Annotated in this window: 21 protein-coding genes and 2 pseudogenes; 8 read left to right on the plus strand and 15 right to left on the minus strand. The window is 66.3% G+C overall.

Annotated elements, in window-relative coordinates; translation table 11 throughout:
- Positions 1-138: 138 nt before the first annotated feature.
- Positions 139-594: a ferritin-like domain-containing protein gene (locus tag ACSFBC_RS02060; RefSeq protein ID WP_435508643.1), complete on the minus strand. Its 456-nt coding sequence runs from the start codon at positions 592-594 to the stop codon at positions 139-141.
- Between the two features lie 312 nt (positions 595-906).
- Between ACSFBC_RS02060 and ACSFBC_RS02065 the strand changes: the two genes are divergently transcribed.
- The 3 genes from ACSFBC_RS02065 to ACSFBC_RS02075 all read left to right on the plus strand — a co-directional run bounded on the left by ACSFBC_RS02065 (position 907) and on the right by ACSFBC_RS02075 (position 3121).
- Positions 907-1500 (plus strand): chemotaxis protein CheB, encoded by a 594-nt coding sequence (locus ACSFBC_RS02065; protein WP_435508644.1) that lies wholly within the window; start codon positions 907-909, stop codon positions 1498-1500.
- 18 nt (positions 1501-1518) lie between these two features.
- Complete coding sequence (locus tag ACSFBC_RS02070; RefSeq protein WP_435508645.1) at positions 1519-2022, plus strand: GAF domain-containing protein; 504 nt, start codon at positions 1519-1521, stop codon at positions 2020-2022.
- A gap of 121 nt (positions 2023-2143) precedes the next feature.
- Positions 2144-3121 (plus strand): GSU2403 family nucleotidyltransferase fold protein, encoded by a 978-nt coding sequence (locus ACSFBC_RS02075; RefSeq protein ID WP_435508646.1) that lies wholly within the window; start codon positions 2144-2146, stop codon positions 3119-3121.
- Between the two features lie 36 nt (positions 3122-3157).
- Here ACSFBC_RS02075 and ACSFBC_RS02080 read toward each other — a convergent pair whose 3' ends face one another.
- Entirely contained in the window at positions 3158-3520 is a 363-nt protein-coding gene (locus ACSFBC_RS02080) for a MerR family transcriptional regulator (protein ID WP_435508647.1), read from the minus strand.
- Positions 3521-3604: 84 nt separating this feature from the next.
- On the opposite strand from ACSFBC_RS02080, the gene ACSFBC_RS02085 reads away from it, so the two are divergent.
- Positions 3605-4432: an aminotransferase class IV family protein gene (locus tag ACSFBC_RS02085; protein ID WP_435508648.1), complete on the plus strand. Its 828-nt coding sequence runs from the start codon at positions 3605-3607 to the stop codon at positions 4430-4432.
- A gap of 57 nt (positions 4433-4489) precedes the next feature.
- Here ACSFBC_RS02085 and ACSFBC_RS02090 read toward each other — a convergent pair whose 3' ends face one another.
- Both ACSFBC_RS02090 and ACSFBC_RS02095 read right to left on the minus strand, forming a co-directional pair.
- Positions 4490-5689: a PrsW family intramembrane metalloprotease gene (locus ACSFBC_RS02090; protein WP_435508649.1), complete on the minus strand. Its 1200-nt coding sequence runs from the start codon at positions 5687-5689 to the stop codon at positions 4490-4492.
- The gene (locus ACSFBC_RS02095; protein WP_435508650.1) at positions 5686-6246 is read right to left on the minus strand and encodes a hypothetical protein; all 561 of its coding nucleotides are present in this window, start codon (positions 6244-6246) and stop codon (positions 5686-5688) included. Before ACSFBC_RS02095 ends, ACSFBC_RS02090 begins: the two co-directional genes overlap by 4 nt.
- A 240-nt stretch (positions 6247-6486) precedes the next feature.
- On the opposite strand from ACSFBC_RS02095, the gene ACSFBC_RS02100 reads away from it, so the two are divergent.
- From ACSFBC_RS02100 to ACSFBC_RS02110, 3 genes are all read left to right on the plus strand, one after another.
- Positions 6487-7479, plus strand: a complete 993-nt coding sequence (locus ACSFBC_RS02100; protein ID WP_435509248.1) for a PDR/VanB family oxidoreductase — start codon at positions 6487-6489, stop codon at positions 7477-7479.
- A 53-nt stretch (positions 7480-7532) separates the two neighbouring features.
- Positions 7533-8609, plus strand: a complete 1077-nt coding sequence (locus tag ACSFBC_RS02105) for an acetamidase/formamidase family protein (protein ID WP_435508651.1) — start codon at positions 7533-7535, stop codon at positions 8607-8609.
- A gap of 253 nt (positions 8610-8862) precedes the next feature.
- On the plus strand, positions 8863-9849 hold the full coding sequence (locus tag ACSFBC_RS02110) for a helix-turn-helix domain-containing protein (protein WP_435508652.1): 987 nt from the start codon (positions 8863-8865) through the stop codon (positions 9847-9849).
- 78 nt (positions 9850-9927) lie between these two features.
- On the opposite strand, the pseudogene ACSFBC_RS02115 reads toward ACSFBC_RS02110, so the two are convergent.
- The 11 genes and pseudogenes from ACSFBC_RS02115 to mgrA all read right to left on the minus strand — a co-directional run.
- Positions 9928-10560 (minus strand): annotated as a pseudogene (locus tag ACSFBC_RS02115) (NADPH-dependent F420 reductase); the annotation flags it as partial.
- 60 nt (positions 10561-10620) lie between these two features.
- Positions 10621-12143: pseudogene (locus ACSFBC_RS02120) on the minus strand (ABC transporter substrate-binding protein).
- Positions 12144-12173: 30 nt separating this feature from the next.
- Positions 12174-12986: a TauD/TfdA dioxygenase family protein gene (locus ACSFBC_RS02125; protein ID WP_435508653.1), complete on the minus strand. Its 813-nt coding sequence runs from the start codon at positions 12984-12986 to the stop codon at positions 12174-12176.
- A 99-nt stretch (positions 12987-13085) separates the two neighbouring features.
- Positions 13086-14990 carry a dipeptide ABC transporter ATP-binding protein gene (locus ACSFBC_RS02130; RefSeq protein WP_435508654.1) on the minus strand — a complete coding sequence of 635 codons (1905 nt, stop codon included), beginning with the start codon at positions 14988-14990 and terminating at the stop codon, positions 13086-13088.
- 3 nt (positions 14991-14993) lie between these two features.
- The gene (locus tag ACSFBC_RS02135) at positions 14994-15875 is read right to left on the minus strand and encodes an ABC transporter permease (protein ID WP_435508655.1); all 882 of its coding nucleotides are present in this window, start codon (positions 15873-15875) and stop codon (positions 14994-14996) included.
- Positions 15872-16948, minus strand: coding sequence for an ABC transporter permease (locus tag ACSFBC_RS02140; protein ID WP_435508656.1), 1077 nt, complete (start codon positions 16946-16948; stop codon positions 15872-15874). The genes ACSFBC_RS02135 and ACSFBC_RS02140 overlap by 4 nt, the downstream gene beginning before the upstream one ends.
- 22 nt (positions 16949-16970) lie before the next feature.
- Positions 16971-18203, minus strand: coding sequence for an aromatic ring-hydroxylating oxygenase subunit alpha (locus tag ACSFBC_RS02145; protein ID WP_435508657.1), 1233 nt, complete (start codon positions 18201-18203; stop codon positions 16971-16973).
- Positions 18204-18489: 286 nt separating this feature from the next.
- Positions 18490-20019: an ABC transporter substrate-binding protein gene (locus tag ACSFBC_RS02150; RefSeq protein ID WP_435508658.1), complete on the minus strand. Its 1530-nt coding sequence runs from the start codon at positions 20017-20019 to the stop codon at positions 18490-18492.
- A gap of 69 nt (positions 20020-20088) precedes the next feature.
- Positions 20089-20943, minus strand: a complete 855-nt coding sequence (locus tag ACSFBC_RS02155) for a TauD/TfdA dioxygenase family protein (protein ID WP_435508659.1) — start codon at positions 20941-20943, stop codon at positions 20089-20091.
- Between the two features lie 164 nt (positions 20944-21107).
- Positions 21108-22235, minus strand: coding sequence for a porin (locus ACSFBC_RS02160; protein ID WP_435508660.1), 1128 nt, complete (start codon positions 22233-22235; stop codon positions 21108-21110).
- 232 nt (positions 22236-22467) lie between these two features.
- Positions 22468-23511 carry an L-glyceraldehyde 3-phosphate reductase gene (gene mgrA, locus ACSFBC_RS02165; protein ID WP_435508661.1) on the minus strand — a complete coding sequence of 348 codons (1044 nt, stop codon included), beginning with the start codon at positions 23509-23511 and terminating at the stop codon, positions 22468-22470.
- Between the two features lie 279 nt (positions 23512-23790).
- On the opposite strand from mgrA, the gene ACSFBC_RS02170 reads away from it, so the two are divergent.
- The gene (locus ACSFBC_RS02170; protein ID WP_435508662.1) at positions 23791-24012 is read left to right on the plus strand and encodes a hypothetical protein; all 222 of its coding nucleotides are present in this window, start codon (positions 23791-23793) and stop codon (positions 24010-24012) included.
- Positions 24013-24014 lie beyond the last annotated feature (2 nt).

The following is a 24014-nucleotide window of genomic DNA, read 5'->3' on the forward strand; positions in this document are numbered from 1 at the left end:
TTAGGGAAGGCCCCCCGCACGGGCATCGTCCGAAGCGACGAATCCGTATCGAAACGGGGCGGCGGACCTGTTTGTCGCATGCGTCCTTCGCCCACAAAAAAAGGCCCCTGAAGGGCCTTCTTTCCGAACCGTGGTGGCTCAGTTCTGGGCGCGAGCGACATTGCGCAGGTCGCGGATCTGGTCGTGGTTCTTCTGCGCACCGGCGGCCTGGCGCTCGACCACCGCACGCACGTCGGCAGGCAGTTCTTCCTTCAGCGCCTTGCGGTAACGCGCGATGGCCGCGTCTTCGCCCTTCTCGCAGGATTCCAGGATCGACAGCTCGCTGTCGGCACCGACCGCGCCCTTGACCTGCACCCAACCGCGGTGCAACGCACCCGCCGCCGTGCCGCCGGACGCCGGTTCGCCGCCGTACTGGACGATCAGGCCTTCCAGTTCGCGGGCCGCTTCGGCGCAGCCGACCGAGCGGCTGGCGAAGAGCGCCTTGGTGTTGGAGGTCTCGACCTGCTCTGCACAGGTCTTGAAGCCGTACTCACCATCACGCGCGTTCTCGAGCAGGTCGTTGAGAACGCTTACCACTGCATTGTTGTCAGCCATGAATTTCCTTTGCGCCCGAAGGCAGAGTTGAAGTGAAAGCGCTGTTCAAGCGCGTGGTGAGACCATGGCGCGCAGGCGAGAACCGACGCGTCGTCGGTGTTGACACCCGGCTGTAGTCCATGACGCTGGAACCTTGGCCGACCGTGATGACAAGGTGTCAGCAAAGCCCGGTTCGGACCTGTACTGCGCCATTTGGCAGGGCATGCACAGGGTCGGTTGCTGCTGCCGCGAGAATCTCCGGCGGCGCATTGGATGACAAGCACTCGGCGCATCGGCCTTTACCAGGCATGCGGCAAACGCGCCAGATGGGGAATGAACACCCAGAGCGCCTCGGCAAGGGACATCGTCGTGATTGGCGGGTCCACGGGAAGTGCGCATGCGTTGGCGCGAATTCTCTTGGCACTGCCCGAGGATTTCGCTGCGGCCGTCATTGCATGCGTCGATGCGCCCATCGCATTGAGCGAGGTGTCGCGGTCCCAGAAGCCGGGCGGGCTGCAAACACGGCTGCCGTGTCACTACGCCCGAGAGGGCACGAAGTTGATCGCCGGTACGGTGTTGCTGCTTCCGCCCGATGCCCAGGGCTCGATCTCTCCGGAGGGCGTGGTCACGCTAAAGAAGACAGTCGACGTCGAGGGTCCGCCGCGCCGTGTCGATGCCCTCTTTTCCTCGGCCGCAGCCGCGTTCGGGCGGCGCGTGATCGGGGTGGTGCTCAGCGGCAACAACACCGATGGCGCGGAAGGCCTGAAAGCCATCGGAAACCATGGGGGGATGGGCATCGTGCAGAGCCCGGTCGATGCCGTGGCATCACGTGCGCCCTCGCATGCGGTGTCCGCCGACCATCCCGATCGCGTAGCGATGCTCGACGAGATCCCTCGCCTGCTCATGCAGTGGACCCGTTCGCGCTGAACAGCCACAAGGGACCGCATGACCCATGCCCCCCGCTGGCGCCTGGCCCGACTGACCGCCGAGGGGACCGACTTCCTGCATGCCGGCATCGCGGAAATTCTCCGTCTCATGCGCGCCGAACTGGCGATGGACATTGCCTTTGTGACGCAGTATTTCGACGAGCACATCCATTTCCGCTGGGTCGACGGCGAAGCGCCGTTCGACAAGATGCAGGGCTTCACGCAAACGCCGATGGAGAGCTTCTGTCAACGGGTGCTCGATGGCCGTCTGCCCGCATTGATCCCGTCGATGGCCGCGCTGGCGCAGACGCACGACCTGCCGGCCTCGCCGGTCCCGATCGGTGCTTACATGACGGTGCCGGTGGTGCTCAAGACCGGCCAGCTCTATGGAACGCTGTGCTGCCTGAGCTTCGAGCCGATCCCTGCGCTGGGCCAGAAGGCACTCCGGCGGCTCGAGATGTCGGCCAGGCAGGTCGCACGACTGATCGACCAGGAGATCGGGTGGGACTCGGCGCCGAGGTAGGTGGTTGCGGCAGCTTGGGAGCTCGCAGCCCCACCAATCAAGGACGAAGTAAAAAACTAAGCCATTGATTTTAAATGAATTTCACTGTAAAAATCGAAATTCTCAATCTACAGTGAAACGCATGCAGCAGGCCATCGAGAACACCGAGAGCCAAAAGAGACAGTACATCGATGCCGAGGCCGTCTTCGATGAAGGGCGTCGCGTGCGCAAAGAGGCCGTACAACTGCGCGGCGGCATGATCTGGCGGGAGATCAAGGGCCATAAATACCTGATCCGTACCTCGGCCAAGGGAGCGCATAAATCCCTCGGGCCCGAAAGTGCGGAAACGCTTCAGATCTTCGAGCGCTTCACTTCGCGCAAGGCCGAAGTCGCACAACGCCTGTCCGCCATCGAGCAGACGGCCGATGAACAGCGGCGCCTCAACCGAGCCTTGCGCGTTGGCAGGGTACCGAATGTGGTTGTCAGCGTGCTGAATGCACTCGATGCAGCCGGCCTGTCGGAGCACTTCATGGTCGTCGGAACCCATGCGCTTTATGCGTATGAGAGCGCCTGCGGCGTGCGCCTCGCGCCCGAGGCCATGGCGACGCGCGATATCGACCTGCTGTTCGATGCCCGCAAGCACCTGGCCTTCATTTCGTTGATGCGGGAGAACGAAGCCTCTTTCATGGGCATCCTCAGGAAGGTCGACAAATCCTTCGTGCGGCTCGAGCACAGGAAGGAGACGGCCAGAAACGCCCAGGGCTTCGAGGTCGACGTCATCCGCCTAGTCGCAAAGGATGGCGACCCGCATCCCTTGCGCCTCAGCGACGACGAGGACGACGTCTGGGCCGTGCAGGCGCCCACGGGCGACCGGATTCATGGGGCCACCCGATTCAGCCAGATGGTGGTGGCGACGAACGGCGAGATGGCGTGGATGACCACGATGCATCCCTTGGCCTTCGTCTCGGTCAAGCGCGCCTTGGCCGACTTCCCGAATCGGGATCCGCTCAAGCGCTCGAAGGACCGGCTGCAAGCCGACCTGGTCGAGGCGTTGGTGCACGCGTACATGCCGCAGCACGCGACAGCGGATCGCCATGGCAAGACGAACCCAGGAGCGTGATAGCCAAAGGCATGGACGCAACGGCCGTCGCCACGTTCACTGCATCGCTACCGCATCCAGGCCCTTGAGGAAATCCGCCACGATCCGCCGGCTCTCCCGCAGCCCGCGCAGCTTCTCGTCGAGCTTCCTCACTTCCTGTTTCAGCGTCGCGCGGATCTCTTCGCAAGGCATGAAGACATCCGGGCCTTCGACCATGCACGGCAACAGCACGCGGATCGCCTCGATCTTCAGGCCCGAGGCGCTGAGCAGCCGGATGCGCAGCGCGGCCTCGAGTTCAGCATCGCCGTAGTCGCGGTAGCCAGCCTCGGTGCGTGCGGGCCGCAGCAGGCCGGCTTGCTCGTAGTAACGCAGCATTCTTTCGCTCACGCCGGCACGGCGCGCGAGTTCTCCGATCCGCATGGACTTCTTTCTTCGAGTCACTTGACTCTGACAGCACTGTCAAAGTTTAGCCTCGACTTCCTGATGAACAAGAGGTCGAAGACGATGGATGCAAGCAATGAAAGAAAACAGCACACCGCCACGGCGCTGCGCAACGGCCTGCCGGCCACGGCCGAGGATCTGGCACCGCTCGCCTTCGCGGGCTATGCGCACTTCACTGCGATGCAGGTGCGCGGCGGCGCTGTGCGCGGGCTGGATCTGCACCTGCAGCGGCTGCGAACGGCCTCGCTGACCTTGTTCGGCCAGGCCCTGCCCGACGAGGAGGTGCGCGCCGCGTTGCGCGCCGTGCTGCCCCTGGCACCCGAAGACTTCTCGCTGATCGCCACCCTCTATTCCCCAGCCGGCGAGTTCACGGTGGCCGGCCTCGAGGCCGTGCCGCAGATCCTCGTTCGCACCCTGACTCCCTCGTCGGGCCCCGCCGGGCCACTAAGCCTCGCGATGTTCGATCACGAGAGAACGCTGGCGGAGATCAAGCACGTGGGGGAAGTCGCCAAGACCTGGTTCCTGCGCGAGGCGGCGGCCCAGGGCTTCGACGATGCGGCGTTCGTCGACCGGGACGGACGCATCAGCGAGGGCTCGATCTGGAACCTCGCGTTCTGGGACGGTCAAGGCGTCGTCTGGCCGCGGGCGGCGATGCTGCGAGGCACCACGCTGGGCATCGTGATGCGTCAGCTGGAACGCCTGGGCATCCCGCAAACGCAGCGCGAAATCCGCGCGCAGGACCTGCCGGCACTCTCGGGCGCTGTGGTCATGAACTCGTGGTCGCCGGGTATCGCCGTGCACCGGATCGGCGCCGTCGACCTGCCGGAAGCGCCGGCATTTGTCGATCTGCTCCATCGCGCCTATCTCGGCGAACCGCCGACCTCGCTGTGAGAGCACATGTCCGACGCCATGACGAAAAACTGCCACGTACTCGGCAATCTGCCGTGCTCAGCCGACTGCAGACGCCCGCTGTTGCATCAGCGACTCCAGCCGCGTGCGCAGGCGCCGCACCGCCACCTCGTGCCGCAGCGTCTGCGCGCCGCGCCCGTAGACCGCGGCCTTGCGGATCAGGCGCAACTGCTCGCGCTGCAGGCGCGCCCGCATGAGCCGGGCACGCAGGCCGAAGTGGCGGCCGGTCTCGCGACGGATCCGGTAGCGCTGCAGGGGGGCGCCCAGGCGCACCCATTCGTCGTCGCGGATCAGTTCGCGCTCGGGCACGAACCAGCTCGCGAGCGCATGCAGATAAGCGCCGTTCTCCTGCGCCGCCACGCGCCAGAACAGGGCCGCCGCCGCCATGGCAGGAATGCCCTTGATGGCGAGCAGCATCGCCAGCTCGCCGTAGCCGTCGTCCAGCACGCTCTCGAGCAGCGGCGAGTTCCATGCGAAATGCATGCCCCACGCCAGCGCGAAGCACAGCAGCGCAACGGCGAGCCGGGCCACCATCGGCCGCTCGGGGTGCAGCAGGTACCAGGCGACGCCGAAGGAGGCGATGGTCGTGTAGGCCGCATGGCTCCAGAGCCCGCTCATCAGACCGCGCGTGAGCAGATTGACCAGCACTGGCGAGACCTGGTTCTCGAGCGGGAAGGAGATGGAGGCGTTGATCGTGTAGCTCAGGTTCTCCACCACCTGGAAACCCAGCCCCGCCATGGCACCGACGATCAGCACCGACAGGTAGGTCTGGAACTGGTTGCGCGCCACGAGGATCAGCAGGATCACGCCCGCGAGCTTGAGGAACTCCTCGGTGATCGGCCCCGCGACCGCGGCGCCCCAGACGGCCGCGAACTCGGGCGAGACCAGCTTCGCGCACAGGCTCTGGATGGCGATGTTGGCCGGCGCCGCAAAGTACACCGCGCCCAGGCCACCCCAGGCGAAGGCCAGCAGGTAGGCCTCGGGCGGGTGCTGCTCGAGCAGGTCCAGCGTGCGGAACACGAGGAAGAACGCCAGCGTGTAGAGGCCCCAGACGAAGGCGCCGAGCAAGGCCGTGACCGGCACCACGCGAAAGCCCATCGCGAACATCTGGACCGTGTAGAACAGGCCGTTGACGATCAACAAGGCCAGCAGCCAGAAGGCCGCGCGGCGCGGCTGGAAGAAGGAATCGGTGCCCACGGGCCACGGGCTCGCGTCCGGAACGAAGACGGGCGCGCTCAAATCGAGGCCTCCAGGTCCATCGAGTCGAGCATGCTGCGCGCCTCGGCCAGGGCCTCGTTGAGGCCGTCGTTGCTGCCGTAGAAATTGACCTGCACCAGCGATCGCCGATGCAGGTCGACCACCTGCCAGAACCGACCCGAGAGGTTGGGACCGTCATAGGCGAAGGTCACGCCCTGCAGGCCCCACGACGTGACGAAGTCGGCCAGGTCGCCCTCCACGCGCAGACCCTGCCCCAGTTCCATGAGCCGCTGCTGCCGCGCCACCGGCCCCTCGGGTCCGCCGGCCCAGGGCAGGGTCGTCACCAGGAAGCGATGGCCGCCCTTGAACAGCATCAGCGAGCGGCCGGCCCGAGAACGCGCGACGTCCATCTCCCATCCCTCGACCGGCACGAAGCGGGCCTGGCCGACCTCGACGGTCTCGCCGACGGGCAGCGGCTGGGCCCCGGGCGTGTGACGGTCCCAGTAACGCAGGCCACCGACGTAGAGGCCGATGGCAAGCATGACGAGGAGCGCGCCCGGCCAGGTGCGGTACGGAGCGCGTCGAGAGGGTTCGGGCATCGGGCGATCGTGCCATAGCGTGAGGGCGAGGCGCGGCGCTGCCTGTGACAAGTCGACACACCATCCGCCCGCCAGGGGCCCGCGGTCTCGCTCCAAGGATCTCGAGGTTGTGCAGCCTTGGCACGGGTTCGACCAGAGCACCGCAACAAGCCTGCGTGCACCCACGCGCAAGACACCCTGAAGCAGCGTCCATACGATCACTTCACCGTGATCCAAGCGACCTTCAAGCCCCTTCTCCGCATGACCTCCGAGCCCACTGTCGATCCGAGCCAATGGTTTGACTTGCGGGTCGCAGCACGGCGCAACGAAACACGCGACATCGTCGTGTTCGACCTGGCCCCAACCGACGGCAGCGCGCTGCCGGCCTTCAGCGCCGGCGCCCACCTCGAAGTGCAGGTCGCGGGGCTCATCCGGCACTACTCGCTGTGCAGCGCGCCGGACGATCGCGCGCACTACCGCATCGCGGTCCAGCGAGAGCCCGACGGACGCGGCGGCTCGGTGCAGCTGTGCGACACCGCCGCCGCAGGCGATACGTTGATGGTGCGCGGCCCCTTCAATCACTTCGCTCTGCACGCCCCCATCGAACAGCCGCCGTTGCTGCTCGCCGGCGGCATCGGCGTGACGCCGGTGCTGAGCATGGCACTGGCGCTGACGGTGGCGGACATCGATTTCGAACTGCATTTCAGCGGTCGTTCGCTCGAGCACATGGCTTTTCTGCCGCTGTTGCGCTCGGGCGTGTTCGGCCATCGGGTGCACCTTTACGCGGACGACGGCAAGGGTGTGGCGCCGCTGGACCTGCCCACGCTGCTGGGCCACGGACGGCCCGGCCGCCATCTCTACGTATGCGGACCCGGCGGCATGATCGATGCGGCCGGGCGCATCGCGCGCGAGCAGGGTTGGGCCGGCGACCACATCCACTTCGAGCGCTTCGGCGCCCCCGCGCAGGCAGTGGTCGAAGGCGGCTGCGAAGCCTTCGAGGTCGAGATCGCCTCCACCGGCCGCCGCGTCCCCGTCGCGGCCGACCAGAGCGTGGTGCAGGCCTTGGCCGCGGCCGGGGTGCAGATCCCGATGTCCTGCGAGGTCGGTGTGTGCGGCAGTTGCCGGACGCGCGTGCTGGCGGGCGTGCCCGACCACCGCGACCTGCTGCTGAGCGCCGAGGAGCAGGCCGCCAACACCGAGTTCACGCCCTGCTGCTCGCGCTCGAAGACGCCCCTGCTGGTGCTCGACCTCTGAGCGCACGCCCTCCTCTCCCCCCTTTTTCCTCCACCACTGCCAAGAGCACCCCGATGGCCCTGATCTGCGAACACAACCAACGCCGCACCCCCGTCGAACCCGGCGCGCTGCATATCCTGCGCGCCACGCCGCAGAACGTGCACTGGGGCTACTTCGATCCGGCTCAGGCCCCTTCGCTGAGGGTCAAGAGCGGTGATCTGGTGCATGCCGAAGCCATCACGCACCATGCGGGCGATGCGCCCGAGCTGATGATGGACGACGCCGTGTGGAGGATCTTCAAGGAGATTCCCGAGGAAGACCGAAACCCCGGCGTGCACATCATGACCGGCCCGATCCATGTCGAAGGTGCCAGGCCGGGCGACATGCTGGAGGTGCGCTACCACCGCATGACGCCGCGCAACAACTACGGTTCCAACCTCGCGGCCAACTGGGGCTACCTCTACAAGGAATTCGAGGAGAAGGAGCGCGTGACCATCTACGAGCTGGACCCGAACTCGAACAACGCGCGCGCGATGTATGCCTACGACTTCCCCGGCAAGTACCTGGTGCCCGGCACTGTCACCGAATGCCCGGTGTGCGACCGGCAGGAAGCGCTCAAGGGCGTGCGGGTGCCGGTGCGCCCCCACCTGGGCACGGCCGGCGTGGCGCCCAACGTGCATGGCCGGGTGAGCACCATCCCGCCCGGGCTGCACGGCGGCAACATCGACAACTGGCGCATCGGCGCGGGCGCGACCATGTACTACCCGGTGCAGGTCGACGGCGCGCTGTTTTCCATCGGCGACCCGCATGTGTCGCAAGGCGACGGCGAAATCAGCGGCACGGCCATCGAGAGTTCGCTCAACGTGACCATGCAGATCATCCTGCGCAAGGACTTCTTCTTCCCCTCTCCGCTGCTCGAGACGGAGGATTCCTTCATCGTCCACGGCTTCGATCCCGACCTCAACGTGGCCACGCGCAACGCCGCGCTCGACATGCTGAAGCTGCTCAACGAGCACCATGGCCTGTCGCGCAACGACAGCTATTCGCTGATGAGCGTGGCGGCCGACTTCGGCGTGACGCAGGTCGTCGACGCCACGCAGGGCGCGCACGTGCGCATCCCGCGCGACATCTTTCCGCCCAAGGGGTTCTGAGCCGGCCTGCACGGGGTCCACCGCGCCACCTGCCCGGTGAGTTTCGACCTGCCGGCTGGCGTTGAGAGCGCGAAAAGAGCCCCATCGCGGTGCACACGCGCCACAGCCGTGCCGGCGAACTCGCCAGAAAACGCACGGCGACTTGTCGATCGGCGCAAGGTCTCCGGGGTGGCCGGGAAATTGCTCAGAACCTTTACGCAAGTCGAAGAACGGCGCAATTGCACCGTTCAGAACCAGCCATCGGAGGTCTACCGTGAATGCCTGGAATGTTTCCACCCATACCTACGCGCAGGGCGAACGCTCGCGCATCTGGCAGCAGGCGCTGACGCGTCTGCACCTGCCCGCCGTCGACCAGCTCGGCACCCATTCGACCTTTCATGGCGACGTGGCCAGCCTGGTGTCGCCGCAGGGCATCGAATTCGCGCGCATGAGCGCGTCGCCGCAGACCATCTCGGGCCGCTCGGCCGACCAGCCCTTCTCGGTCTGGCTGTCGATCCTGATGGAGGGCCGCTTCGCCTTCGGCGGCAGCAAAGGCGAGCCGATCATCGACCTGATGCCCGGTGACATCATCTACGGCCCGACCGGGGTCGATTCCACGCTCACGCTCAAGAGCGACTTCCGCATGCTCTACGTGAAGATCCCGCAGCTGATGCTCCATCCGCGCCTGGTCAACCTGGGCTCGCTGCGCACCGGCACCTTGTCGGGGCACAAGGCCATCAACCGCATCTTCGCGGGCATGCTGACCTCGGTGGCCGACAACATGGAGGCCCTCGACGCCGCGGAGCTGCGCCCCATCGAGCTGGCGCTGACCGAGTTCGTGGTCGTGAGTCTGGCCGGCAGCGCGGCGGTACAGACCTTCGGCAGCGCAGCGCGGCTGGTGCACTACCAGCGCATCTGCCAGTCGATCGAGGACCAGCTGGGCGACCCCGAGCTCACGGTCGGCAAGATCGCCTCCGAGCAGCATGCCTCGCTGCGCTACGTGCAGAAGCTGTTCGAGGCCGCGGGCCACAGCTTCGGCCACTACCTGCGCCAGCGCCGGCTCGAGCGCTGCCGCTCCGACCTGCAGAGCACGCTGCACCGCCACCTGTCGATCTCCGACATCTGCTTCCGCTGGGGCTTCAGCGACCCGGCGCACTTCAGCCGCAGCTTCCGCGCCGAGTTCGGCACCACGCCGCGTGCTTACCGGCAGGCGCAGTTGGGCCTCACCGAAAGCGAGACCGCAGAGACGCCGGACGCCTGAGCAAAGGCCCCGTCGCGCAAGAAAAACCCGGCGGCTGCCGGGTCGGTGCACGGGGCTCGGCGCCCCTTTCGGCAACGCTCAGCGCTTGAGCCAGGCCGGCGCGATCTGCGTGCCCAGGCCCGCGCCGTAACCGAAATAGATGTTCAGGCCCGCCACCGGCTCGAGGTAGCGCGCATTCTTCAGGCCGCCGGCATCGACCGCATCGAAACCGATGCTCTCGATCAGCGCCTTGACCGTGTCCTTGGCCTTCGCCTCGTCGCCGGCGAAGAACACGCTGCCCTTGACGTCGCCGAAGCCCGCGCCTTCATGCATGACCTGGGCGAACAGGGTGTTGAAGGCCTTCACCACATGCGCGGTCGGCACGGCCTTGGCGATCTCCTCGGCGGCCGAGGTGCTGAAACCCACCGTCAGGCCCATGTAGTCGGCCGTCAGCGGGTTCGAGACGTCGACGATGACCTTGCCCTTGAGGTCACCCAGCGCGGCGAGCGCGGCCGGCGCCTGGTCGTAGGGCACGGCCAGCACCAGCACCTCGACGTTCTTCGCGGCCTGGTCGAGCGGCAGTGCCTGCGCGCCCAGCGATTCGGCCACGGCCTGGGCCTTGTCGAGCGAGCGGCCGGTCAGCGTCACCTTGTGGCCGGCCTTGACGAATTGCTTGGCGAGGCCGGAGCCGACGTTGCCGCAACCGACGATGGTGAGTGTCATGGTGATGTCCTTGAGAAAAGAGGAGGCGCGTTGAAAGTGCCGCGGAAATGCGGCGAGAGAAAAGGAAGCTCAGACCCAGCTGTAGGGAATCAGGATGCCGCTCCTGTATGGCTTGAAGCCCAGCGACTTCTTCGCGACGATGGTGCTCAGGCCGAGGAACAGCGGGATCGAATAACCCTGCTCCACCTGCCACATGTCGAAGGCCTTGAAGCCCTCGATGCGCTTGGCGTAGTCGGGTTCGCCCATCAGCGGATACAGCTTGGGCGGGATGTCCTCGCCTTTCCAGATCGAGAAGCTCATCTTCGGATCGAGCATGTAGCCCGAATAAGTGCCCGGGTCGCCCGCGGCCGGGTTGAAGGGCTTGAGCACCGGGCCATCGAACTTGCCGGTGCGCTGGTACTCGTAGAGCGCCGGGCTGTCGAGCACCTGCAGGTTGACCTCGATGCCGACCTTCTGCCACATCTGGGCGATCACGCGCGCAGTGTCGAAGTCGCTCGCGAACACGCCCTTGCTGGTGTAGAAGTTCAGCTTGACCGGATTCGCCGCGTTGTAGCCCGAGGCGGCCAGCAAGGCCTTGGCCTTCTCGGGATCGAAGGCGATCCTGAAGTCTGGCACATAGGCCGGGAAGCCCGGGCCGGCGGGCATGGAGACCGCGGTCGCATGGCCGCCGAACAGCGCCTTCGAGATCGCCGCCTTGTCGATCGCATGGTGGCAGGCCAGGCGCACATTCCTGTCGGTGAGGACGCCCTTGTTGGCCATCTGCAGGAAGACGACGCCGGTGGTCGAGTCCAGGTGCGGCGACAGCCCCGGCATCGCGCCGAGCCGCTCGGCCTCGCGCACCGGGATGTTCATCGTGAGGTCGGCCTGGCCGGCCTGCATCGCGGCGGCGCGCGCGGTCGGGTCCTTGGTGACCTGGAACACCAGCCGCTTCACCTTGGCCGGGCCGCGCCAGTAGCCCTCATAGGCCTCGAGCACGATGCGCTGGTCGCGCTGGTCTCGACGAGCCGGTACGGGCCGGAGCCGATCGGCTTGGCCTCGAAACCGTCCTTGCCGACCTTCTCGTAGTAGGCCTTGGGCAGGATGTAGGCCGGGATGTCGGCGAACATCACCGGTGCGATCGCCATCGGCGTGCTGAACTTCACCACCGCCTTCTGCGGCGTCGGCGTGTCGATCGATTCGATGGCCGACCACACGCCGGCCAGAAGCGAGGCCTTCTGAGCGCGCGGCCGGTCGAGGAAGGAGAACTTGAAATCGGCGGACGTGAGCCTGTCGCCGTTGTGGAAGGTCACGCCCTCGCGGAAGTTCAGCTCCAGCAGCGTGCAGTCCTTGTTGAGCCACTTGAAGTCCGACACCACGCTGGGCCCGAACTTGAGGTCGGGCGCGAGCTCGAGCGGCTGGTCGTACACGCACTTGATGACGGCCGACTGCGTGGGGTTGAGCGACACCGGGTCCCAGCTCAGGATGTCCATCGGGAACGCAACGGTCACGGTGCGCGCGTCCTGCGCGAAGACGCCGGTGCCGAAGGTGGTGGCCATCGCCGCGCCGAACAACGCGAGTGGCAGCCTGGTGACGAAGTCTCTGCGATGGGTCATGGGAAAAGCGCTCCGTGAAGGAAGGACAGGTCAGAAGGGCTTGTCGCCCTGGATGGTCACGCGGTGGCCCGAGCGGGTCTGGGGGTAGTAGTCCCAGACCGCGTGGTGCTCGACGCAGCGGTTGTCCCAGAACGCCACCGAGTCCGGCTGCCAGCGGAAGCGCACCTGGAAGTTCGGGTTCTGGCAGTGCGCGAACAGGAATTTGAGGATCGCGTCGCTCTCGGGCTTGTCGACGCCCACGATGTGGGTCGTGTACTGCGCGTCGGCGAACAGGCACTTGCGCCGGGTCACCGGGTGCGTGCGCACGATGGGCTGCGCGGTGGCCGGGAAGCGCTTGCTCGGGTCGCTGGTGTACTTGCGGTAAATGTGCTCGGCATCGTGCACCGCCGTCAGACCTTCGAGGTAGGCCTTCATGCGTTCGGACAGCGCCTCGTAGGCCGCGTACTGGCTCGAGAACAGCGTGTCGCCGCCGACGGGCGGCACGATGTGCAGGTGCAGGATGCTGCCCATCGGCGGCTCTTCGTTGCAGCTCAGGTCGGAGTGCCAGCTCTCGCCGGCCACCGACTTGGAGTTCGCGTCGCCATGGATCGGCACCACGTAGGGGTAGCCCTCGACGCCGAAGCCACCGGTGTGCAGCACCAGGTCGCCGTAATGGCGCGCAAAGCGCTGGTGCGATTCGAAGTCCAGCTTCTGGTCCCGGAAGAACACCACCTGGTGCGCCATCAGCGCCTCGTGGATCTCGTCCACCTGCTGCGGATGCAAGGGCTGCGTGAGATCGACACCGCTGATCTCGGCGCCGATGGTGAGCGTCATGGGCGCCACCTGGATCGTCTCGTATTGCATGAACACATCACTCCTGAAGGACTTCATTCTTGGGCGCTCTGGCCGATTCCTCTTGCATCGCCGCGCATGGCGACTTGAGGGCTGGCGCCCCGCGCGCGCTCACACCGGCCAGCGCTGGCCGAGGTCGCGCGGCGGCACGGCCGCGAGCAGGCTGCGGGTGTAGTCGTGCTGCGGATTGGCCAGCACACGCTCGGTCTCGCCGCTCTCGACCACCACGCCCTGGTGCATCACCAGCACGCGGCTGCACAGATAGCGCACCACCGCGAGGTCGTGCGAAATCAGCAGCAGCGAAATCTTGTGTTCGCGCCGAATGCGCAGCAGCAGATTGAGAATCTGCGCCTGCACCGACACGTCGAGCCCCGAGACGATCTCGTCGGCCACCAGCAGCTGCGGCAGGTCGCACAGTGCGCGGCCGATGTTCACGCGCTGTCGCTGGCCGCCCGACATCTGCGAAGGAAAGCGCGCGAGCATGTCGGGCGCGAGGCCGACGTCGCCCACCAGTTCGCGGGCGCGCGCCTCTCGGTCGCTGTGCAGGTTGGGCCGGCTCTCCATCGACTGCGTGACCAGGCTCTGCACGCGGCGCCTCGGGTTGAGGGCCGAACGCGCGTCCTGGAAGATCATCTGGATCGAGGCGATACGGCGCTCCCAGTCCTCGGCCTTGGCGACCAGTGCGCGGCCGTTGAGCAGGATCGTGCCTTCGCTCGCCGTCTCCAGCCCCATCACCAGCCGGGCCAGGCTCGACTTGCCGCTGCCGCTCTCGCCCACGATGCCGACGAATTCGCCGGGTGCGATGCTGAGGTGCACGTCCTTCACCGCATGCACGGCGCTGTCGCGCCGCAGCCAACCTCCGCGTGGCCGGTAGGTCTTCGACAGGCCCTGCACCTGCAGGAACGGCGACTCGCTCATGCGCGGCGCGTGGAAGATCGTCGCATCGCTCGCGTCTGCGGCCAGGAGCGGTTCGGGCGCGGCCGCACCGTGCACGCAACGCACATGATGATCGGGCGACACCTCGCGCATCGGCGGCACGCTGGTGGCACAGGCATCGGTCGCGACGGCGCAACGCGGCTGGAAGCGGCAGCCTTTCAACGACGGAAAGTCGCTGATCCCCGGCATCTGGCCCGGCAGCGAGAACAGCAGCCGGCGCGGTCCCGTGAGGTGCGGGTTGGCACGCTGCAGCGCCTGCGTGTAGGGATGCAGCGAGCGCGTGAAGATCTGCTTGGCCGGGCCACGCTCGGCCATCTCGCCCGCGTAGAGCACCACCAGTTCGTCGCACACGTGCGCGGCCAGACCCAGGTCGTGCGTCACGAAGATCACGCCGGTGCCGCGCCGCGCCTGCAGGCCGCGGATCAGCGTGACGATGTGCGCCTGGGTGCTCGCGTCGAGCGCGGTGGTGGCCTCGTCGGACACCACCAGCTGCGGGTCGCCCGCAAAGGCCATCACGATCATCACGCGCTGGCACATGCCGCCCGAGAGCTGGAAAGCGTACTTGTCGAGCACCTGCGCGGGCTGGTGGATGCGCACCTCGGCCAGCATCGCGGTCGCGCGCTCGCGCCATTCGTTCTTCGCGACGCCCAGGCGCAGCAGGTGTTCCTGCAGCTGCTGGCCGATGGTGAGCACCGGGTTCAGCGCGGTCATCGGCTCCTGCGGGATGAAGGCGATGCGCGATCCGAGCAGGCGGCGATGGTCGTCGGCCGGCATGCCCAGCAGGTCGTCGCGGCCGAAATGCAGCGAGCCTGCATCGACCGAGAAGCCGTCGGGCAGATGGCGCGCGAGCACGCGGCCGATCATGCTCTTGCCGGCGCCCGACTCGCCGACCAGGCCCAGCGTGGCGCCGGCGCGCAAGGTGAAGCTCAGGTCGCGCAGCACCTGCAGGCGCTCGGGCCGGCCCGGTGCGGAGACAGTAAGGCCGCGCGCTTCGAGCAGCGTGTCGTCCGCGGGTTGGACCTGCATGGGCAGCAGCGGCGATGCAACGGGTTCGAAGGGGATGGCATGGGCAAGGCTCATCGCTCAGCTCCCCGAACGGTTGAACAGGCGGGGATCGGTCGTGCGGCGGAGGCCGTCGCCGAGGCAGGTGGTCGCGAGCACGGTCAGCACCGTGCACAGCACCGGCGCGATCAGTCCCCAGGGCGAACTGAAGACGCTCTTCAGGCCGTCGGCGATCATCACGCCCCAGGTCGGAACATTGGGTTCGACCGACATGCCGACGAAAGACAGGATGCTCTCGGCCACCACCGAGATGCCCATCTCCAGGCTGATCAGCGAGATCAGCGTGGGCAGGATGCCCGGCACGATGTCCTTCATCACCACCTGCCAGTGCGAGGCGCCGGTGATGCGCGCGGCGGCCACGTAGTCCTTGCGGCGCAGCACCACCACGTCGGCGCGGATCACGCGGCAGAAGCGCGTCCAGTCGACCAGGATGATCGCGATGATCACGTTCAGCAGACCCGGCGAGAGCGCGACCATCAGCACCAGTGCCAGCACGATCGCGGGAAAGGACATCCACAGGTCGACCATGCGCAGGATCGCCCACTCGATGCGCCCGCCGCGGTAGCCCGCGATCAACGCCAGCGCGCAGCCCAGCAGCGCGGCCCCGAGCGGCGCGGTGAGCGCGATGATCACCGTGACGCGGGTGCTGTAGATCAGGCGCGACAGCACGCACTGCCCGAGCGCGTCGGTGCCCAGCGGAAAGGCGCGATCGCCCCCTGGTGCCCAGGCCGGCGGCAGCAAGGTGCTGAGCAGGTCCTGTTCGTTGGGCCCGTGCGGCGCGAGCCAGGGTGCGAAGACCGCCAGCGCGATCAGCAGCAACAACAGGCCGGCGCCGATCGCGACGCGGGGTTCGCCGAGAACGCGCCGCATCGGCGCCGGCGCGGAGAGGGACAAGGTGCTCATGGCGTGCGCAGTCGAGGGTTGAGCAGCAGCAGGACCGCGTCGGTGACCATGTTCACCGCCTGCACGGCGACGGCATAGGTCAGCGCCAGGCCCTGGATCATGGGCAGGTCGTGGCCGCCGATGGCGTTGACCATCAGGCTGCCGATGCCGGGAAAGCCGAAAATGGTTTCGATCAGCAGCGTGCCGCCGATCACCGTGCTGGCCTGGATGCCCAGCATGCTGACCGTCGGCAGCGCCGCGTTCTTGAGCGCGTGCCGCACCAGGATGCGGTTCTCGCTCAGGCCGCGCAGGCGGGCCGCGGCCACGTAGTCCTCGGTGTAGGCCTCGAGCAGGCTCGAGTGCAGGATGCGCATCAGCGGCGGCGCGATGCCCAGCGACAGCGCGATCGAAGGCAGCGCCAAGTGCTTCATCGCGCTCCACAGCGCCGCGAAGTCGCCCGCCACCAGCGCATCGACCAACAGGAAGCCGGTCACGGGCTGCACCATCAGGCCGGCATCGAGCTGGCCGAGGAAGGGCAGCCACTGCAAGCCGATGCCAACGCCCAGGATCAGCAGGATGGCCCAGAGGAACTCCGGCACCGAGATCGAGATGCTGTTGACCACCTCCACCGCGCGCTCGATGCGCGTGCCGCGGTAGCGGAAGGCCAGCAGCCCGCCCCCGATGCCGAAGACCATGCCCAGCAGCAGGCCGCAGGCGATGAGCTGCAGCGTGGTGGGCAGCGCCTTGAGGATCAGCGGCGTGACCGCCAGCCCCGACTGCATCGTGCGGCCCAGGTCGCCGTGCAGCGCGTTGCTGAGCCAGATGCCGAACTGCACCGGGATCGGCTTGTCGAGCCCCAGCGCCGCGGTCAGCGCCTGCACGTCGGCCGGCGTCGCGCTGGGCGGCAACAGCATGCCCATCGGGTCGGCCGGCAGCACGCGCAGCACGAAGAACACCAGCGCCGCGAGGAACAGCAGCATCGGAATGCGCCAGAGGATGCGCCACAGGGTCGGCAGGGCGCGGACGGCCCGGCCTGAAATGGCACCCAGGTGACCGGCCGCCACAGGGCGGGAAAGCGCGGAGGAAGTGGACATGGGGTGCGTTCGGCCGTGGCGCTCAGCAGCTGTGCGCCGACGCCGTGTCGGCAACCGGTTGAATCGGAATGCGCACGCCCTTCTTCCCGCTGGCCTTCCAGGCCGCCTGGTAGCGCGGCACCAGCCAGTTGTTGAACTCGCGCTGCGCCTGCTCTTGCCACGAGTAGCGGCCGCGGGTCGCGAAACGCGAGCGCAGGCCGACCTGCACCAGCGCGTCGACATGCAGGTCCTGCGCGATGATCTCGTTCGCCGCATGCATGTTCATCGCCATGCGCTGCTGGAACAGCGGGTCCTGCATGGCGCCGGGGGCGAACAGCAGGCCGGTGTCCATCTCATGCGTCTCGGGACCGTCGGCGCGCAGGATCATGTAGATCACCATGTCGCTCATCATCACCAGCGACAGCGTCGGCGGGATGTTGGCGAACATCATGCGGTTGCGCTCTTCGATGGTGAGCTTTGGGAACACCGGCAGGATCGCCTTCTGCGTGGCGTTGAAGCTGGCGTCCTGATGCAGCGTGCCGTTGAAGCGGTAATAGCCGGCCGTGGTCTCGGGCAGGTCCGGGAAGCTCGCCATCGCGCTTGGCACGAAGTCGTGCAGCGGACCGTGGTGCAGCCGGTTCGCGTGGTAGCCGTCGTTGTTGTTTTCGAACATGACCTTCCAGTTCCAGGCGAAATGGGCCGGCTTGTCGGGGCGCGGGCCGTCGAGGCTGGCCAGGTCGAAGTTCGCCAGCGCCTCGGTCACTTCCGCGAGGCGCGGCGCCAGAGGCTGGGCCGCGGGGTCGAAATTCACGAACACGAAACCCTGCCAGACCTCGACCTTCAGGGTCGGCAGGCAGAAGGCCTTCTTGTCGAACCCCGCGGTCTGCTCCATGGCCGGCGCACCGATGAGCTCGCCGTCGAGCGAGTAGGCCCAGTGGTGGTACGGGCACAGAAAGGCCTTTGCGTTGCCGTGGCCCTCGGCCACCAGCATCGCGCGGTGCTGGCACACCGAGGACATGGCCTTGATCTCGCCCCCGCGGTTGCGCGCGATCACCAGCGGCTCGCCGACGATCTTCGTGGTGAAGTAGTCGCCGGCCTTCGTCACCCACGATTCGCGGCCGACGCACAGCCATTCATGATTGAAAACGGCCTCCTTCTCGAATTCGTAGAAATTTCGATCCGTATAACAAACCGGTGGCAATGCCTGCGCTTTTTGAACGGACAAGACCGAGCTGTCGAGTTCTTCGAAGAATTGGTCCGTGGGGTGAAAAGTCATTGCTGCGCTTTCAGGATGGATTCTTTTGGCGGAAATCGAATTTCCGAAAAGAAAGGCTTTTGGATGAAACGATCTTAGGAGTCGACCCCGAATGGGTCTTGCCGTCAGGCGCACGGCCAATGGCCTGGGTGTGCACCATCTTGGGCCGGGGGCGATCGAAGAAAGAAGGCAGCGGAACATGACATCCAGGCCGTAGCGAGAACCGCGCCATCGCTCTGGAGCGGACGCGAAAAAGCCGCGGTCCGCCAATTCGGCACCGCGGCTTTTCGAGACTCGAACAGGGTCCTCAGGCCGCCTGCCAGTAATACGGCAGGATCCAACCGTTCTTGAAGGGTTTGTAGGCTGCTTCGGCCTTGGCATAGACGACCGTCGACACGCCCTGGACCAGCGGCAGCGAATAGCCCTGCTCCACCGCCCAGACATGGAACTTCCGATAGCCCTCAACGCGCTTCTCGTCGTTGAGTTCGACCAGCAGCGGATCGAGTTGGGCCGACACGTCGGCGCTGCGCCAGACCGAGAAGCTCTTCTTGGGATCGAGGTAGTAGCCGGCCGAGAGCTCCGGGTCGCCGGTGGCATTGGTCCAGAACCAGAGCGTTGGGCCCTCGAGCTTGCCGGCCTGCACCTTGGGGTAGTACTGCGCAGTCTCGATCACCTCCAGCGCCGCCTCGATGCCGACCCTCTTCCACATCTGCACGATGGCCCGCGCGATCTCGAAGTCGTTCGGGTAGATGCCGTTGGTGGCGAAGAAACGGAACTGCGCCGGCTTCTGCGGCCCGTAGCCCGCGGCCTTGAGCAGAGCCTGCGCCTGGGCTGGATCGAAGGCGAAGCGATAGTCGGGCGCATAGGCCGGCGTGCCCGGCGCGGCCGCGGTCGACAGCGGCGCCGCGATGCCGTTGAAGAAAGCCTTGGAGATCGCCTGCTTGTCGATCGCGTGGTGCATCGCGAGCCGCACGTTCCTGTCGACCAACGGGCCGCTGTTGACCATCTGGATCAGGTAGGTATCGACCGTCGGCGTGAGGCTGTTGGCCAGGCCCTTGCTCTGACCCAGGCGCAACGCTTCGCGCATCGGCAGCGCCACGGCCACCTGCACCTGCCCCGATTGCACGGCCGAGACGCGCGTGGTCGGGTCCTTCACGACCTGGAAGACGAGCTTCCTGATCTTCGCGGGCCCGCGCCAGTACTTGTCGAAGGCCTCGAGCGTGATGCTCGAATCGCGTTGATGGTCGACCAGCCTGTAGGGGCCCGAGCCGATGGGTCTGGCGAGGAAGCCTTCGAGCCCGACCTTCTCGAAGTAGGCCTTGGGCAGGATGAAGGCCGCGCTGTAGCCAAGGAACTGCGGCGCGGTCACCATCGGCTTGGCGAAGCGCACGATCGCCCGCGTGGGTGTCGGCGTGTCGATGGCCGTGATGCCGCTCCAGATGAAGCTCAGCTGCAGGCCCTTCTCGGCGCGCAGCCGGTCGAAGAAGGTGAATTTGAAATCCGCCGACGTCAGCTTGTCGCCGTTGTGGAAGTACACGTCGTCACGGAAGTCCAGCTGCAGCACCAGCCCGTCCTTGTCGAGCCATTCCCAGGCCGTGACCACGCCGGGCTGCAGCTTCGAATCGGCCGTGTATTCCAGCGGCTGGTCGAACACGCACTTGAACAGCGCCGTGGGATTCGGTGCGGCGCTCCTGCTCGGGTCCCAGCTCGGCACATCGATCGGATAGGCAATGCGCACCTGCTCGGCCGCGGCGCTGGCGTCGAGGCCCCATTGCGCAAGCAGCAGGCCGGCGAGGCCGGTGGAAACGGAATGCGTGAATTGGCGGCGGGGGATCATGGCGGCTCCTCAGCGTAAAAAGAGAACCTCCGGCGCGACGGGACACGGCGAAGGCGGCGGCGAAGCGGATCAGTAAGGTTTGTCGCCCTTGACCCAGAGCCGATGGGCCTCGCGGATGTACTTCTTGTCGTCGAACAGCGAGCCGGTGTGCAGCGAGCAGCGGTTGTCCCAGACCAGCAGGTCGCCCACCTGCCACTGGTGGCGGTAGACGAACTCCGGCTGCGTCGCGTATTCGACCAGCGACTCGACCAGGTCCACGCCCTGCGGGTTGTCCATGCCGACCACGCCCTTCACCGTACCGCTGCTGGGCCACAGCGCCTTGCGGCCGTTGGCCGGATGGGTGCGGATCAGCGGATGGATGACGTCGGGGTTCTCGGCCTTGAGCTCGGGCGAGAGTTCACGCTTGGCATAGAGCCGCGTGGTCATCAGATGCTCGTAGCTGTGGTGCACCTTCAGCCCGTCGAGCTCGGCACGTTTCTCCTCGGGCAGCGCGTCGTAGGCGGCGCACATGTCGGCCAGCAGCGTGTCTCCGCCCTCGGCCGGCACCTCGACCGCATAGAGCATGGTGCACATCACCGGCTGCGCCTTGTAGGAGTAGTCGGTGTGCCAGCCCACGCCGTCGCGGTGGCTGCCGATCGGCTTGCCGCCGACCTCGCGGTTGGAGAGCATGTAGATCTCCGGGAAGCCCGGCATCGTGTGTTCCTTGATGGTGTGGCCCTCGGGCTCGCCGAAGGCGCGCGCGAAGGTCACCAGCTGTTCGGGTGTGAGCGACTGGCCGCGCAGCAGCACCGCGCCGTGCAGGTTGAAGGTGTTCACCACCTCCCGCAGGGTCTCGGCGTCGCCGGCGGACACATCGATGCCGAGCACTTCGGCGCCGTAGTTGTCCTTGAGTTTTCGAATGGAAAGGGTTTCGACGGTGGTCATGGGGTTCTTTCGGACGGAGCGGTCAAAGGGGATGCAGTCGACATGCCGAGCTCAGGGGCCTGCTGCAATTCACATGCCGACGACGGCAGGGAAGCCGGCGGCGTTCGAAAGACGCACAGCCACCAGTAGCGCAAGGGCATGGACGGGTTCATCGGCCCCGGCCTTCAGAACGAGTGGACCAACGCGACGCGGTAGGTCGTCTGTGCGTTGTCGCTCGACGGCTGCATGTAGAAGCCGGCGCCCTGCGAGGCATCGACCGTCGACGAACTGCGCAGGTACGACACCGAGGCATAGACCGTGGTGCGCTTCGAGAAGCTGTAGCGCACCGCCCCGGTGTACTGGTTCCACTTGTCGTCTTCCATGGTCACGTGCTGGTAGCCGCCCACCAGCGCCCACGGCCCGTCGAGGAAGTACATGCCGCCGAGCTCGTAGACGTTCTGCGTGGTGCTGTTGGCGCCCTTGGTGAATTGGGTGGCCGTCGTGTTGGCCGCCAGCAGGAACTTCTCGAACCTGTAGCTCGCACCGATGCCCGCCACTTCCTGCTTGTCGACGGTGAAGCCGGCACCGGTGACCGGGTAGACGTCGACCACGCTGTTGGCCGTCGGGCCCTGCGCCGCCGAGGGCAGGCCCATGAACGAGTACACGCCGGTCTGGGCGTAGGGAAACACCGTGGTGTCGTTGATGCGCACGTAGGCCGCGCCGATGCTCAGCGCGCCGTTCTTGTAGCCGCTGCCCAGGCTGAACTGGCTCTTCTTCTTGAAGGCGTCGATCTGCTCGCCGAAGGCGTACATGGCGCCGAAGGTGAAGCCGCCGAAGCTCGGGCTCAGGTACTTCACCGAGTTGTCCATCTGCTTGCCGGAGATGCGGTCGTAGTCGCCCTGGTGGCCCGCGTAGACGCTCGCGAAACCGCCGTAGTTGAACTGGGTCAGGTACTCGCGCACGAAGTCGTACTGGCGGCCCGCGGTGATGGTGCCCAGCGATGCGCTCTCGAGGCCGACCCAAGCCTGCCGGCCGAAGCCACGACCGCCCTGCGCCAGCGTGCCGTTCTTCAGGTTGAAGCCCATTTCCAGGTTGAACAGCGCGCGCAGGCCACCGCCCATATCCTCCGCGCCGCGAAAGCCGAGCCGGTTGCCGTAATTGGCACCATCCGCAAATCGGTATTCGCTGTAACCCCGTTCATTGTCGATGTAGGTCAGGCCGGCATCGATGATGCCGTAAATGGTGACCGAACTCTGAGCCTGCGCGGCAAAGGAGATGGCAGCGACAGCACCGAAAATACAACGCTTGATCATTTCAATACCTTCAGTGTTCCGAGATGAAAGAACCATGCGTTTTCAACGTGGGAGAAACGCAGTTCCGACAGGCATCCGGAATTCATTCCACTCTTTTCGCCTCGTCGGTGCTTTCAGGTTATTTCAGACCACTGCGCTCCCTCTTGTTCCAATACGTCCCATAACTTGCAAATCGCCGCATCGACTTCTTTTGGCGGTTTTTCGTTCATTTGCGATCAAGTCCGGACATCGCTCAGATCCGCTGGTCGGTCGACGGCTTTTCCCAGAGGTTCACGCCGCCATCGATCAGGTGGCGGTCGATCTCGGCCAATTCCGCCGGCGTGAAGTCCAGGCGCTCGAGCGCCTTCACGTTCTCGCGGATCTGGCGGGCGCTGCTCGCGCCGATGCGCACCGAGGTCATGCGCGGGTCCCGCAGGATCCAGGCCACCGCCATCTGCGCCAGCGTCTGGCCGCGCGCCTGGGCAAGTTCGTCGAGCCTGCGAACCGCCGCGAGGTTGCGTTCGCTCAGGTGCGAGGCCGGCAGCGAATCGCCGCCCGGCTGGTTGATCCGCGCATCGGCCGGGATGCCGTTCAGGTACTTGTCCGTGAGCAGGCCCTGTGCCAGCGGCGTGAAGGCGATGCAGCCCGCGCCCAGCGTCTCGAGCGTGCCGGTGAGCTCCGGCTCGATCCAGCGGTTGAGCATGTTGTAGGCCGGCTGGTGGATCAGCAGCGGCACTTGGTGCGAGGCCAGCAGCGCCGCGAACTCGCGCGTCTTGTGGGCGGAATACGAAGAGATGCCCACATACAGGGCCTTGCCCTGCCGCACCGCGCTCGCATAGGCGGCGGCCGTTTCCTCGAGCGGCGTGTCGGCATCGAAACGATGCGAATAGAAGATGTCTACGTAGTCCAGCCCCAGGCGATCCAGCGACTGGTCGAGGCTGGCCAGGATGTGCTTGCGCGAGCCGCCGCCGCGCCCGTACGGCCCGGGCCACATGCTCCAGCCGGCCTTGGTGGAGATCACCAGTTCGTCGCGGTGCGTCCTGAAATCTTCCTTCAGGTGGCGGCCGAAGTTGCTCTCGGCGCTGCCGAAGGGCGGCCCGTAGTTGTTGGCCAGGTCGAAGTGTGTGATGCCGAGATCGAAAGCGGTGCGCAGCATGTCGCGCTGGCGCTCGAAAGGCGTGCTGTCTCCGAAGTTGTGCCACAGGCCCAGCGACAGCACGGGCAGCTTGAGCCCGCTGCGGCCGGTGTGGCGGTAGTGCATCTGTTGGTAGCGCTCGGCGGCGGCGATGTAGGTCATGGCGGTGCTTTTCTCTGGGGAACACGAGGAAGGTGGGCCGTGGCAACGGCCTGCGGAGAAAGGCTAAGCGGACCGACGCCACGCTTCTTGTTCCAGCGCGCCCGGACTCTTGCTCCGGGGGGATGGCGTCGGCTGTGGCGCGCTCTGCTGCTTGCGCACGGGCGCCCGGACAGATCTGGCAACTACGCGCCCGGTTGGCGACCTCGCTCAACCCCAAGGACCCCGTAGACACCCAGATCCTCGAGCACTTCGATCGCCTGTTTCCAGGACGCGAAGGACATGGACGTGTTCATCGAGCGCATCGCGCTGCTGCTCAAGCACGATTGGGAACGCGTGAAGGCCGACGGCCTGCCGCTGCATGTCGCTTTGTGGCGCGCCATCTGGCGCACGCCGCCCGAATGGAAGAACGAGGACTACCGGCAGCCGAGCTGCGAGCTGCTGCGCACCGAAGGGCCTCAGGATCGATGGCCTAATCCGCACGGGAACCCGAAGCGGCGCTGACG

The sequence above is a fragment of the Variovorax frigidus genome (assembly GCF_051216515.1).
Taxonomy (GTDB): domain Bacteria; phylum Pseudomonadota; class Gammaproteobacteria; order Burkholderiales; family Burkholderiaceae_C; genus Variovorax.